The 13337-nt window shown below is 33.8% G+C and carries 17 protein-coding genes; 12 read left to right on the top strand and 5 right to left on the bottom strand.

The window, feature by feature from the left end; genetic code table 11:
* Nucleotides 1-6: 6 nt before the first annotated feature.
* Nucleotides 7-573: a hypothetical protein gene (locus KHA98_RS22000; RefSeq protein WP_213260147.1), complete on the bottom strand. Its 567-nt coding sequence runs from the start codon at nucleotides 571-573 to the stop codon at nucleotides 7-9.
* A 158-nt stretch (nucleotides 574-731) separates the two neighbouring features.
* The gene (locus tag KHA98_RS22005; RefSeq protein WP_213260148.1) at nucleotides 732-1274 is read right to left on the bottom strand and encodes a DMP19 family protein; all 543 of its coding nucleotides are present in this window, start codon (nucleotides 1272-1274) and stop codon (nucleotides 732-734) included.
* 201 nt (nucleotides 1275-1475) lie between these two features.
* Between KHA98_RS22005 and KHA98_RS22010 the strand changes: the two genes are divergently transcribed.
* Together KHA98_RS22010 and KHA98_RS22015 are read left to right on the top strand one after the other, a co-directional pair.
* Nucleotides 1476-1754, top strand: coding sequence for a hypothetical protein (locus KHA98_RS22010; protein ID WP_213260149.1), 279 nt, complete (start codon nucleotides 1476-1478; stop codon nucleotides 1752-1754).
* Nucleotides 1755-1825: 71 nt separating this feature from the next.
* Nucleotides 1826-2299 carry a hypothetical protein gene (locus KHA98_RS22015; protein ID WP_246522489.1) on the top strand — a complete coding sequence of 158 codons (474 nt, stop codon included), beginning with the start codon at nucleotides 1826-1828 and terminating at the stop codon, nucleotides 2297-2299.
* 299 nt (nucleotides 2300-2598) lie between these two features.
* On the opposite strand, the gene KHA98_RS22020 is transcribed toward KHA98_RS22015, so the two are convergent.
* Nucleotides 2599-2772, bottom strand: a complete 174-nt coding sequence (locus tag KHA98_RS22020) for a hypothetical protein (RefSeq protein WP_213260151.1) — start codon at nucleotides 2770-2772, stop codon at nucleotides 2599-2601.
* 251 nt (nucleotides 2773-3023) lie between these two features.
* Here KHA98_RS22020 and KHA98_RS22025 point away from each other — a divergent pair, with 251 nt between their 5' ends.
* The 3 genes from KHA98_RS22025 to KHA98_RS22035 all read left to right on the top strand — a co-directional run bounded on the left by KHA98_RS22025 (nucleotide 3024) and on the right by KHA98_RS22035 (nucleotide 5336).
* A complete protein-coding gene (locus tag KHA98_RS22025) occupies nucleotides 3024-3581 on the top strand; it encodes a YdeI/OmpD-associated family protein (protein ID WP_213260152.1) in 558 nt (185 codons plus the stop codon).
* Between the two features lie 73 nt (nucleotides 3582-3654).
* A complete protein-coding gene (locus tag KHA98_RS22030) occupies nucleotides 3655-4557 on the top strand; it encodes a PhzF family phenazine biosynthesis protein (RefSeq protein WP_213260153.1) in 903 nt (300 codons plus the stop codon).
* A gap of 20 nt (nucleotides 4558-4577) precedes the next feature.
* On the top strand, nucleotides 4578-5336 hold the full coding sequence (locus tag KHA98_RS22035) for a DUF2695 domain-containing protein (protein WP_213260154.1): 759 nt from the start codon (nucleotides 4578-4580) through the stop codon (nucleotides 5334-5336).
* 42 nt (nucleotides 5337-5378) lie between these two features.
* Here KHA98_RS22035 and KHA98_RS22040 read toward each other — a convergent pair whose 3' ends face one another.
* Nucleotides 5379-6515, bottom strand: coding sequence for a DinB family protein (locus KHA98_RS22040; protein WP_213260155.1), 1137 nt, complete (start codon nucleotides 6513-6515; stop codon nucleotides 5379-5381).
* A gap of 132 nt (nucleotides 6516-6647) precedes the next feature.
* Nucleotides 6648-6875, bottom strand: a complete 228-nt coding sequence (locus KHA98_RS22045) for a CDGSH iron-sulfur domain-containing protein (RefSeq protein ID WP_213260156.1) — start codon at nucleotides 6873-6875, stop codon at nucleotides 6648-6650.
* A gap of 342 nt (nucleotides 6876-7217) precedes the next feature.
* Between KHA98_RS22045 and metG the strand changes: the two genes are divergently transcribed.
* The 7 genes from metG to KHA98_RS22080 all read left to right on the top strand — a co-directional run bounded on the left by metG (nucleotide 7218) and on the right by KHA98_RS22080 (nucleotide 13249).
* Complete coding sequence (gene metG, locus KHA98_RS22050; protein ID WP_213260157.1) at nucleotides 7218-9353, top strand: methionine--tRNA ligase; 2136 nt, start codon at nucleotides 7218-7220, stop codon at nucleotides 9351-9353.
* Nucleotides 9354-9510: 157 nt separating this feature from the next.
* Entirely contained in the window at nucleotides 9511-9693 is a 183-nt protein-coding gene (locus KHA98_RS22055; RefSeq protein WP_213260158.1) for a hypothetical protein, read from the top strand.
* A 274-nt stretch (nucleotides 9694-9967) separates the two neighbouring features.
* The gene (locus KHA98_RS22060; protein WP_213260159.1) at nucleotides 9968-10246 is read left to right on the top strand and encodes a hypothetical protein; all 279 of its coding nucleotides are present in this window, start codon (nucleotides 9968-9970) and stop codon (nucleotides 10244-10246) included.
* Between the two features lie 47 nt (nucleotides 10247-10293).
* Entirely contained in the window at nucleotides 10294-10557 is a 264-nt protein-coding gene (locus KHA98_RS22065) for a hypothetical protein (RefSeq protein WP_213260160.1), read from the top strand.
* A gap of 128 nt (nucleotides 10558-10685) precedes the next feature.
* Nucleotides 10686-11573 (top strand): DMT family transporter, encoded by an 888-nt coding sequence (locus tag KHA98_RS22070; RefSeq protein ID WP_213260161.1) that lies wholly within the window; start codon nucleotides 10686-10688, stop codon nucleotides 11571-11573.
* 339 nt (nucleotides 11574-11912) lie between these two features.
* Nucleotides 11913-12620 carry an HAD family hydrolase gene (locus KHA98_RS22075; protein ID WP_213260162.1) on the top strand — a complete coding sequence of 236 codons (708 nt, stop codon included), beginning with the start codon at nucleotides 11913-11915 and terminating at the stop codon, nucleotides 12618-12620.
* The gene (locus KHA98_RS22080) at nucleotides 12620-13249 is read left to right on the top strand and encodes a chloramphenicol acetyltransferase (RefSeq protein ID WP_213260163.1); all 630 of its coding nucleotides are present in this window, start codon (nucleotides 12620-12622) and stop codon (nucleotides 13247-13249) included. The genes KHA98_RS22075 and KHA98_RS22080 overlap by 1 nt, the downstream gene beginning before the upstream one ends.
* Nucleotides 13250-13337: the final 88 nt, after the last annotated feature.

A 13337-nucleotide genomic window follows, 5' to 3' on the forward strand; every position in this document is an offset into this window, starting at 1 on the left:
CTTTTTTTATTCTGTATTAAATAATCTTAGAATATACGAGAGTTCATAAACTATAAAAAGTATTGCCAAAATGGTATGAAAAACTTTGTTATGAATTTTTATCCCTGCAAAACAAAGCACAACATGAGTACAAACCCTTACATAATATTCCGTTTGATTGTACAAGAAATAATTACCTCCTTTTATCGCTGTATCGACCATATCGGCAATAAAACTGATGGCTAAAATGGCGAAGAACCAATTTTTCCTCGAATAAAAATAGTCTTCATAACCTTCATAATCGGCCAGATCATCAGGATACAAAATGGCGCACAGCAAATAATAAATAAGAATATAGCAGATGATGAAAAAGTAATCTGCAAAATACCATTCCTTAATTAAATTAAGATTAAACTCCCACCACCAAAAATGAATAAGCAGCAAAAACACATAAAACACCCAAAGCGAGTGCACAAAATACATTTTCTTGCGCCCGGGATGCTGAATAAAAATAACAGACCCTTTTATAAGATGCGTTAAACCCAAACCCAGAATAATCCCAATAACCGATTTAATATGCGTAAGTTCTTCCATAAATAATTCGACTTAAGAAAGAACTAAAATTAAATCAATTTATTGAAAAACAAATATTTATCATTAACTTTTTACTAAATAGACGTAAGGTTTTTAGCCACCTAAAAATCCATTTTCTTAGAACCTCAGAACCTAAGTATCTCAGAATCTTAAAAAAACTACGCTCTCTTAATCTCATGCCCCACAAATTCTTCCAAAACGGCAAAAATTTCATCGATAGGAAGCACTTCAAAATCAGGGTGGTTTTTCAGGAAGTTGGCATTTAGTTCCGTAAGATTTTCATCCAGTTCAAAAAAGGTATTATTGTTCAATAAATCTCTGGTTGGGTTTACACCTTCAAATTTTCCTTTTAAGAATTTTGCAATTTTAACCGTACTCAACAATTTTACTCTTTTGGCCTGCGCCTGAAATAACTCTAAATGTTTTTCGGCACCAATTAAAGCCAAACTTTCTTCGATAAGCTCATTCAGTTCTTTGTTCCAGCCTGAATTGTATACAAACTGCGAAAAATTACCTTCGGCATATTGTTGCGCATAAAAATCCAGATAATAACTCATTAAAGCATCTTCGTGAATCAAATCATCATCGACTTTTTCTTCGCGCATTAAATTGATTACCGAAATATTGGAGTTGATAACATCCTGCGGATTCTCACTATTCATTGCCGTTTCTGAAACTATTATTCTGCCGAATTCTTCCATCTGAATTTATGTTTAAGGATTGTTTTGCAAAGTTGCGGCAAATTTTGATAGGATTCATCATCTTTTTTCAGACTATTCGCTGTTGTCCTTGCAGCCCAATTATTTTCTAAATAAAAAAGAGTATTTTTAGCAACATATAAAAACGGAAAGTACCAATTTTCAATCCTAAAAAATCCAAATAACAAGCACTATTCTTAACCAATGAACCTCCCAAAAAACCTAACCTTATTTTACGTTTTAGGAATTCTCTCCATTCTGGCAGGAATCGTTTATGCTATTATACTGATAAACGGAAATTCTGCCCAGGACGGATTACTGGGAATTTATATTTTAATGTGGCTTTTTCCCGTTGCAATTCTTGTTTTCGCAGATCGTTTTTTAACAAAGAAGTTTGGTGCTCAAAAAGTCAATAAAGTTCAATTCTCATTTTTGCTATTTATTCTACTTTTATGGATTATTCGGGCAATTACTAATTTATAAACCAGTATTTAGGCAAAATTTTATTTCCTGATACATTAGAAACATATACTAAATTGAAAATTTTTAACTGGATGAATTCAAAAGCAATCAATTCAGAATTTGAAATGGTATTTTCCAGTCTTAAAAAAATGGGAAACATAATTCCGGCTGCACAAAAAACTTTTGACTTGCTAAAAGAATTAAATCCTGAAACGACAGATTTAGAATCAGATATTCTAATTGCTGAATTTGATAAAATTCAATATCAGTCTAATACCAATAGTTATTTTTACTTTTATTTTCCGATCGTTACTCATATTCTGTATTACAAACCACAATACGAAAAAGAGCTTTTAAAATATCTGGTTGCGCCAAACTTTGCAAACGGAACATCAGAACTCAATGAAATGATTTCGCTTATAAAAAGCGCTATGGATTTTAAACTTTCTGAAAACGAATTTTATTTAACCAAAGAAGGACAATATTGGGTAGTAAATGAACTTCCTAAACTCGAGAAGCAAATTAAAAGAGAAATAGAAATTTGCTGGAAAGAACTGGAAGAATAAAACAAAAAAGAATCTAACCCGTTGGGGGCAATTAAAAATATTTTCTTTAATATATAAAAACATAGCCCAAGGTTTCAACCTTGGGGACGCAACGATAATCGCTTCTCTTTGTGAACCCAAGGTTGAAACCTTGGGCTATAAATTATCTAGAAAAAGCTTTAAACCATAGTCCTAATCCTGAGGTGTTGGGACGGGATGTGTATTATTCTAAGTGAAATGCTTTTTGCAAGCTTCTATCCCTTCACGGACGAGACTATATATCAAAAAACAATTGCACCCGACCGGTTAAGCATCTAATATTATTTATCCGATTCAGCTTGGTCGTTTTTCTTTTGTTCATTTATTTTTGCCACCAAAGCTTTCAGACGCTTTTTTTGCTCTTCTTTCTCCTCGCGAATTTTTGCTTTTTTTCTATTCAGCAATTTGGTATGCAAAGCCTTGTTTTTGGTATTCTTTTCCGGTCCTTTTCCCATGATTTCTAGTCTTTACTTTTTGTTGAGGAATTGTTTTGCAAATTTCGGAGAAATAATAATAGGTTTTAGAATCTTTTTTTGGGCGTTTCCCTCTGGGCCGGGCTATCCGTTGCAAGTCCTCGCACTTCCTTCGTCAGGCTGTGGGCTTTCCTCTTCTATCCCTAACGCAGTCAGGTTTTCATAAGAAGCTTTAATCTTTTTGAATAGAAGAGAGAAAAAGAGTATTTTTAATATCTAAATTCTAAAATCAAATGACCCCAACCTTCTTCCCAACACAAGAAAAATTCAGAGCATGGTTAGAAAAGCATCACGAAAAAGAGACCGAACTTTTAGTTGGTTTTTATAAAGTTAACAGCAAAAAGCCATCGATGTCCTGGTCAGAATCTGTCGATCAGGCGCTTTGTTTTGGCTGGATTGATGGTGTCAGAAAATCAATTGATGAGGAAAGTTATACTATCAGATTTACACCGAGAAAAAAATCGAGTATCTGGAGTGCCATCAATATTAAAAAAGTCGAAACACTTACAAAAGCCGGATTGATGAAAGAAGCCGGAATAAAAGCTTTCGAATTAAAATCTGAAGAAAGATCCAAAATTTATTCTCATGAAAACGAAACTTATCTTCTCGATCCCGATTTAGAAAAACAATTCAGAGCCAATAAACCCGCTTGGGAATATTTTAGTAATCAGGCACCATCTTACAGAAAAGTTATAATTCACATCATTATGACTGCCAAACAAGAGAAAACCAGAATTTCGAGATTAGAAAAGGCAATAAAATTTAGTGCCGAACAAAAACGAATGTTATAAATCCTGTTGTTTTGAAATTTTATAAACTGTAACTTTATTCCGTTTAAAAAATTTCAGCTAAAAAAAGAAAAATATGAACGGAAGAACAGCATTAGAATATTACGTTTTAGATGTATTTTCAAACGAAAGCTACAAAGGAAATCCACTTTCTGTGGTATTTACAAATGGCGATCTAAAATTAGAAACCTATCAGGATATTTCTAAAGAATTTGGCTATTCTGAAACCTCTTTTGTCTATTATTCCACACGGGAAAAATCCCTGATCGTTCGTTCATTTACTCCGACCGGAATCGAGATCGACGGCGCAGGACATAATTTACTTGGTGCTGTTTGTGGCGCTCTTTTAAAAGGAATGCCCATTTTTGACGAACAAAACGAAAGCGAACCTTTTGTAATCATGAAACATTCGGCAATTCCGGTAACAGTAAGTTTTGATCCTGTTACTTATTATCCTGTTGTTCAAATGCACCAAAAATCGGCAGTGATTAAACAGGAAATCCCAACATATAGAATTGCAGTCGCTCTTGGTTTAAAAATTGAAGATTTAGACGTAAATGCTTTTGTTCCAACAATAGTTAATACAGAAGTTGCACATACTATGGTGCCCATAAAAAACAGTCAGTTACTTAATAGCTGTGTTCCCGACAACAAACTTTTAATTGAAATCTCAAAAGAATATAATTTTGAAGGCTTTTATTGTTTCACCCTTGCCGATGAAAATCAGGAACATATAGTGGAAACAAGATTTTTTAACCCAATAATCGGTATTAATGAAGATCCGGCAACAGGAACAGCTGCAGGACCTTTAATTGGCTTTTTAACACAAAAGAAATTCACTAAATCAGACAAGGAATATAAAATTCTTCAGGGTGTAAAATTAAAACAAGCCTCAATGATTGAAGTAATGAATCGTGAAGAGGATATTCTGGTTGGCGGTTCGTCGATTATTACTATGAAAGGGCAACTTTATTTATAACATATCATAGTTGCTGTTTTATGGATAAAAAAAGGCGAAAAGAAATATTGGCCCAAATCAATAAAGAAAATCTAATCGAATTCAGGCAAAATCTTCCTCTTGACGAAAATGTATTTCCTAAATTGTTTGATTTTTTAGACGATGAATTAAAAAAGCAGGGCTGCAATCATAGTTCATCGATAACGCAAACATTTTTACAAAAGACGGGTGTTTCAAATACAATTGAAGTTATTGAATGGTTAGCCGAAAATGGTGGTTTTTGTGATTGTGAAATTCTAGCAAATGTTGAAGATTTGTTCGATTATCTTAATCCTCCTAAAACGATTATCATTCCCAAAAAAAACATACAGAAACAAAAAATCAACAGTTTAAAAACCGACTTTGATTTCTGTATCGAAAAAGTTCCTTCACCTTGGAATCTAATAGAGATAACAGCAACAAACGGCAAAGAATACCTTTTTCAAATTGGAAAAAGCAATAACTGTACAGTTAATTTACAAAGTCCTACCTATACATTTCAATATGATAATGACGAACAATGGATAAATCTCTGGATAAATGAAACCGAATTGCGATATAATATCGAAAACTTAAGTATAGAACGTTTTCATTCAAATAATTATTCCGTGATTATTGTAAAAACCAAAGATTGGGTTCCGGTTAAAATCTGGGCAAGTAGCATAACAAATCCAAAATGGCTTCTAAAAATGAATACGGAATTGAGCAGATATAAAGGTGATATTAAAGCGTTGGAAAAACTCCTAAATAGCATTGTTTGAAATAAAAAAAGCGACATTTTGAATGTCGCTTTTTTTATTACTTTATTTCTTAATCCCCTGTTGTAATTCTTTTTGCGGTGGTTTTTGTGGCGGAATTCTTTTCTTCAAGAATAATATTTGCCCTAAATGACTTGACTGATGTTCCATTACGTGAAACCAGCAATACTGATTACTTATGTCATATTTCTTTTGCACTTCTGCAAACCAGGCATCATCCCTTTTCTTTAATTCCGAAATGGTTTTTGCTCTCACCTCATTATAAATGTCAAGATAATATTGAATGTCATGCCCTTTAAACTCATCCCGAGCACCTTGATCAAGATTTAAAGCAGTTTCCCATTTTTTCTTTTCCTCTTCGTTAAATTCTCTATTTTCAAAAGTAAAAACCTGATAGTATTTTTCGGCTGCAGCCAAATGCATTACAAGTGCTCCAATTCGGTTTGCTTTTTCATCATGCAAATAATCAATTTCGTATTGATCCATATTCTTAACCGTCTCTTCAACGCGATCTTTAAGATCATCGAGCATAGAAATCATGTCTCCAATTTTTGGCGAAGCACCTTCAACATTTCCAATTTTTCCGGTCTCTTTTATCACGATACCACTTCCTTCAAGTAATAACGAATATTTCCCATCTACACTTGATTTATTTGGAGAAATGGTATATTCCTTAACCTTAACGTTTTTTTGTCTACTACCACCCAGATTCCATTTCGGAATATCTGTATTGGTTACAGGCGTTTCAAAACTTGGATTTAAAATGGTTACCGGCTCAAAAGCACCTTTTGCATTTTCGATAAACAATTGAAATTTATCAAAGTAGAACTTTCCGTTTGCCTCAGCGATTCCTCCAAAAAACAATGTTTTACTATTCTCGTCAATTGTTCCTTCGATAGTATAAGATTGCCATTCATTTGATTTTATCGGTCTGTCATTCATATTATCCAAAAAACCTTCTTCTTCGTTTTTATTTAAAACTCTTGCTAAAACTCCGGACCAGGCTTTGGGGTCGTTAGACTCTACTTTTGCCGAAGCAATTACTCTAAATTTTTTCTTTACCGGAGTTTGAATTTCTATTGATTGACAAAAAGCCATCCATACGCTGGAAATATTTTTTTGTGTCTGAGCATAAGTTCCGCTAAAAAACAAAAGCAATAGTGGTATTATAAGTTTTTTCATTTTTGGTATATTAAAATCTAAAGTAAAAGTAATGTTGTTTTCTTAAGTAATAACCTACTTTAAAAAAAATATGCCATAAAAAAAACCGCATCAATCAAAATGCGGTTTCAGGATATTTAAACTATATAGTTCTTAGTTTGTTTTCATTGGTGGCAAATCGAATGCTTTTGAATCGTGTTCGAAGTTGTTTCTGTGTGCTCCATCGCAAAATGGTTTGTTTGCAGAATGTCCGCAACGGCAAAGACCTAAAGCTGATCTTCCTTGTAATCCGTATACTGTACCTTCTGAATCCATAATTTCAAAATCACCCTCGATTTTGATTGATCCGTTTTTATTGATGATTAATTTAGTCTTGCTCATAATATTTGTTTTTTCGGATGCAAAGATTGCGAAATAAATCCCGAAGATTTTGGTGTGAATGCTAGTTTAAATTGGTTCTATTTTATGGGGTAATTTTGTGGACAATGTCAGACTGAGCAAAGTCGAAGCCTCGTATCGTGTGTCGTTCTAGTTTGTCATTTCGAGGAACGAGAAATCTCCACAAGTAACTCCGCTCCTAAAAGCGCCAATCTTTGGCGAGCTACTTGTGGAGATTTCTCGTTCCTCGAAATGACAAGATTGGATGCTTTTTCTTTGCGAATCTCTACGTAATATTAAAATCTCGATTCTATTGCTTATTTTTGCACTCAATAAATTTGAAAGATGATACAGAATCCAAAAAGATATACGATCACAGCGGCATTACCATACACCAACGGACCAATACACATTGGGCATTTGGCGGGGGTTTACGTGCCTGCAGATATCTATTCGAGATACTTGCGTTTGCAAGGAAAAGATGTTGCATTTATTTGCGGAAGCGATGAACACGGTGTAGCAATCTCAATGAAAGCCAAAAAAGAAGGAATTACACCACAGGAAGTTATTGATAAATATGACGGAATTATTCGCAAATCGTTTTCAGATTTCGGAATTTCGTTTGATAATTACTCTCGAACTTCAGCAAAAATTCATCATGATACGGCTTCAGAATTCTTTAGAACGCTGTATGATAAAGGAGATTTTATTGAAGAAGTTACCGAACAATTGTACGATGCAAAAGCAAATCAGTTTTTGGCAGACCGTTTTGTTGTAGGAACTTGCCCAAAATGTGGTAATGATGGAGCTTACGGAGATCAGTGCGAAAATTGCGGGTCTACTTTGAACGCTACCGATTTGATTAATCCGAAATCGACAATTACCGGAGAAACTCCAATTTTAAAAGAAACTAAACACTGGTTTTTACCTCTGGACAGATATTCTGATTTCTTAACAAAATGGATTTTAGAAGGTCATAAAAGTGACTGGAAAGCCAACGTTTACGGTCAGGTAAAATCATGGATCGATGCAGGACTTGAGCCTCGCGCCGTAACACGTGACCTTGATTGGGGAATTGATGTTCCGGTTGAAGGTGCCGAAGGAAAAAAATTATATGTTTGGTTTGATGCGCCTATCGGATATATTTCTTCTACAAAAGAATGGGCAGCACGCGAAGGAAAAGACTGGGAACCGTATTGGAAAGATGAAGAAACCAAACTGGTTCACTTTATCGGAAAAGACAATATTGTTTTTCACTGTATTATTTTCCCGGCAATGCTTAAAGCCGAAGGAAGTTATATTTTACCAGACAACGTTCCGGCAAATGAATTCCTTAATTTAGAAGGAAACAAACTTTCGACTTCTAAAAACTGGGCAGTTTGGTTGCACGAATATTTAGAAGAATTTCCGGAGAAACAAGACGTTTTGCGTTATGCATTAACTTCTAACGCTCCTGAAACAAAAGATAACGATTTTACATGGAAAGATTTCCAGGCTAGAAATAACAACGAATTGGTTGCTATTTTCGGAAACTTCATTAATCGTGTTGTGGTTTTAACCAACAAATATTATGAAGGTGTTGTACCTACGCCAAATGAATTTACAGAAGTTGACGAAGCTACTTTAGCCGAATTAAAAGCGTATCCGGCAGTAATTTCAAGTTCGGTTGAGCGTTACAGATTCCGTGAAGCACTTGGTGAATTAATGAATGTTGCCCGTTTAGGAAATAAATATCTTGCCGACGAAGAGCCTTGGAAAGTGATGAAAGACAATCCGGAGCGTGTAAAAACGCAAATGTATGTTGCCTTGCAAATTGCTGCAGCTTTGAGTGTTCTGGCAGAACCGTTTTTACCTTTTACAGCAAATAAACTTTCTAAAATCTTGAATTTAGGTGATCTTAAAGAGCATTTTGAAGGATTCAGCAAGTTTCTGAAAGAGAAAAATCGCGACGCACAAGACATTGTTCTTGATAAAAAATTGGGATGGAATGATATTTCTGAAAATTCAGATTTAATTCCGGCCGGACATAAAATTGGTGAAGCAGAATTGCTTTTCGCAAAAATAGAAGACGAAGAAATACAAAAACAAATAGATAAATTGGAAGCTACAAAAACCGCTAATCTTGCCGAAAGCAAACAACCAGAACCGCAAAAAGAGTTAATTCAGTTTGAGGATTTTGCCAAAATGGATATTCGTGTAGGAACTATTCTTGAAGCCGAAAAAATGCCAAAAGCAAACAAACTATTAGTTTTAAAAGTAGATACAGGAATCGACGTTCGTACGATTGTTTCGGGAATTGCAGAGAGCTTTTCTCCAGAAGAAATCATTGGTAAACGTGTTTCGGTTTTAGCAAACCTTGCTCCAAGAGCTTTACGCGGTGTAGAAAGTCAGGGAATGATCCTGATGACTACAAATGCCGAAGGTAAATTGGTTTTCATAAATCCAGATGCCGATGCACCAAATGGTGAAACGGTAAACTAAGAGATAATTTATTTCGATAAATAGCTTTATAAAAGAAAGTTATCAGCCTAAAATATCAGGTTGATAGCTTTTTTTATTTTAAGAAGATTACAAATTATCAGAATCAATTAATAAAATCTGAGAATAAATCTTAATTTTGATTTTATAAAGTAATATTATGGATTCGAATTTTATAAATACTCGCAAAACTATTTTTGATTCGTCTGAACCGGAACTTTATAAATTGTCAAATGACCAAAAAGTGGCAATTGAAAATAGTAGAATGGAAATTAAAAATGGTAATTTTCATAAAAATGAAGAAGTAATTTCTGAAATGCGAAAAAGGCTAAAAAAGAAATAGTTCTTACTTCGAAATTCCATTAATAAAGTTCTTTTTTTAAAAAATCGGAATATATAAAAATATAAGAAAATTATTATATTTTTTACTTTTAAATGAGTTTATATTTGTAAGTTTGTCTTGACAAAAAACCTTACATATAATACAGAAACTTTAATAAAAGTTAAAATAAGCGAACTCTCGCCATGATGACCCTATGGAAACTCGGGAAAATCTATCTGTAAGGATATTTTGTCACATCTAAAGCGAGAGTTTCGTGCGTTTAATATTTTCGTATATGACAAGAGAAAATCAAAAACCGACACACCACGATGTAATGCCATCGATGGCAAAATTCCTTTCAGACCTTTGGTTTGAAGGAGATTTTAGAGAACAGCCCAGTTATATGTCTGAAATTTTCAAGCGAATTCTTGAAACAGAATTGGGAGATGACAAAGATCTAAGGTCAAAAATGATGGAATGCATCAAAACCAGTGAAATGCTTGCCGAAACACTCGAACCGTTTTCAGACAAACAAATCGAGAAGGCTTGCCTTAAAGTTCTAAAAGCCTCATAAAGCTTTTACAAAAATTAAAATAAGCTTACCCTCGCCATGATGTCCCTATGGAAACTCGGGAAATCTATCTGAAAAGATATTTAGTCACATCTAAAGCGAGGGTTTTGTGTGTTTTATGTTTTCTATTTGATAATGAAGGAAATAATATAAAAGGCGATTTAAAGCCATTGGCATTTGACAAAATCAGAACCTTTTTTGATGACAATAATGACGTTTCTTCCCAAACTTTATTCAAAATGGAATCTGCTTATTATTTAGGATATTACGATAATAAGACAAAAGAATATACGATTAGAAAGTTTATGGATTAATCAAACTTCATAACATAATCAAAAAGCGCGAATCGGTTAACATTTTTAACCGATTCGCGCTTTTTACTTTTAAAGTAGTTATTTTGTGCATTATCTTTGAAAAATAATACCAGCATAAAATACACTTCATGAAAATTACCAAACCAAGACTAGCTTTAATCTGCGGTATTCTCTGCATTTCGATTTTTCCTATATTGGTTAAATTACGTTTAACACCAGGATTAATTTCAGCTTTTTATAGAATGTTTTTTGCTGTAGTACTGCTTTTGCCGTATGTACTTTTGAGTAAAAACTTTAAAATCCCAACTTTAAAATTTGCCCTTTTAGCAGCGCTTTGTGGTATTTTATTCGCCTCAGATGTTGCCGTTTGGAATATCGCCATTCAGGAATCAAGTGCGACTCAGGCTTCGTTGCTAACTAATTTATCTCCGGTTTGGGTTGGCGTTGGATCTTTTTTATTTTTAAAATCAAAACCCGCAACCAATTTCTGGATAGGAACTGTAGTTTCCCTTTTCGGGATGGTGACTTTGGTTGGCTTTGAATTTTTTATCGATCTTAATTTCAATCAGGCTTTTCTGTTTGCGGTTCTTTCGGGAATATTATATTCGATTTATCTTTTAGTGAGTAAAAATGTACTTTCTCAGGTTGATGTTTTGTCGTTTATGACTATCAGTTTATTTGCATCAAGTATTTATTTGGGAATTCTTTGTTATTCGCTCAACGAACCCTTTACCGGATTTTCAGATACGGGCTGGTTTGTGTTGGTACTTCAGGCAGTAATTTGCCAATTGTGTGCCTGGCTTTCTATAAGTTATGCTACACAGCACATGCGTGCAACGAGAGTTTCGCTGAGTTTATTAAGTCAGGCCGTAATTACCTCTATTTTGGCTTGGTTATTCTTAGAAGAACAAATAACTTTACAAATGGTTTTTGGCGGAATCATTTTGCTCTTCGGAATTAGAATTACGTTTTACGATAAGACTATTTCTTTGAAACGATTGTTTTCCAAAAGCTAAAAGGAAGTTTCCCGCAGATTCGGCAGATTGAGCAGATTTATTTTTTAAAACATGAATAATCATTTAGTCTATGGCTAAAAAAATTTGTGCAATTTGTGTAATTTGTGGTTAAAAAAGTTTCACGCAGATTAAGCAGATTGAGCAGATTATTTTAAAATATTTCTACTCATTTTAATCTGTGACAATACACACAGATTCAAGCAGAAAAAAATTTGCGATAATTCGTGAAATTTGCGGTCAAAAAAATTAGTGCCAATTCGTGAAATTAGTGGCAAAAAAAACTAAAACACAGAAAACCTGAAACCTGAAACAAAACAAAACCTGAAACAAAAAAACACCATGTTACATAAAACTAAAATTCCGAACTTAAAAGTAATCGCATTTGATGCTGATGATACTTTGTTTGTAAACGAACCATATTTTCAGGAAACCGAACATAAATTTTGTGCTTTGATGGAAGATTACCTTTCACATCAGGGAATTTCGCAGGAATTATTCAAAATCGAGATCGCAAATCTGTCTTTGTACGGATACGGAATTAAAGGCTATATTCTTTCGATGATTGAAGCCGCAATGAATATTTCAAACAATACAATTCCTGTTGAAGTAATTGCAAAAATCATTGAATACGGAAAAGAATTACTCGAAAAACCAATCGAACTTCTGGACGGAATCGAGGAAACTTTGCAGGCTTTGCACGGAAAATACAAACTGGTTGTGGCTACAAAAGGCGACTTAAAAGATCAGCACAGTAAATTACACCGTTCTGGTTTGGGTCATTATTTTCATCATATCGAAGTAATGTCAGACAAACAGGAAATTGATTATCAAAAACTTCTGGGACGTTTAGATATTAAAGCACATGAGTTTTTAATGATTGGAAATTCTTTAAAATCAGATATTCTTCCAGTTTTGGAACTTGGCGGATATGCCGTACATATTCCGTTTCATACCACTTGGGAACACGAAAAAATTAATCATACCATCGAACACGAACACTTTAGTTCATTTGAAACAATCAAAGAAGTTGTTCCAAATTTAATATAATGAAAACACTTTTAGACTTAGAAAACTGGAATAGAAAAGAACATTTTGCTCATTTTAGCCAGATGGAAGAACCTTTTTTTGGTGCTACTGTCGAAATCGATTGTACCAAAGCGTATCAAACCGCAAAAAGTATAAACGCTTCTTTTTTCATTTTCTACCTACACAAAACATTAGTTGCTGTAAATGCAATTGAAAACTTCAGGTATAGAATTTCAGAAGGGAAAATATTTATCAATGATCGTATAGATGCATCGGCAACTATAGGCCGTGAAGATGGTACTTTCGGATTTTCATTAATTGAATATAATCCAGATTTTAAAATCTTTGAACAAAACGCCTTAGCCGAAATTGAGCGTATTCAAAATACAACCGGAATTTTTACAAGATCTTTTGATGATGATAATGTGATTCATTTTTCGGCAATTCCGTGGCTAAATTTTACTTCGCTTACTCATGCGCGCAGTTTTACCTATCCGGATAGTTGTCCAAAAATCTCCTTTGGAAAAATGATGACATCAGAAACCGGAAAAAGAACCATATCAATGGCCGTTTATGTACATCATGGTTTGATGGATGGTTTGCATCTCGGACAATTTGTAGATACTTTTCAGAACCAAATGAATCTATAAAAATAAGTCTTATTCTGTTATCTTAAAACCTTATATTGACATATAATTCTTACTATTAATTGTTTTTTTGAGCCAAAATATAAAATCT

It is taken from the genome of Flavobacterium branchiicola, from assembly GCF_018383905.1.
In the GTDB taxonomy this organism is placed as follows: Bacteria; Bacteroidota; Bacteroidia; order Flavobacteriales; family Flavobacteriaceae; genus Flavobacterium; species Flavobacterium branchiicola.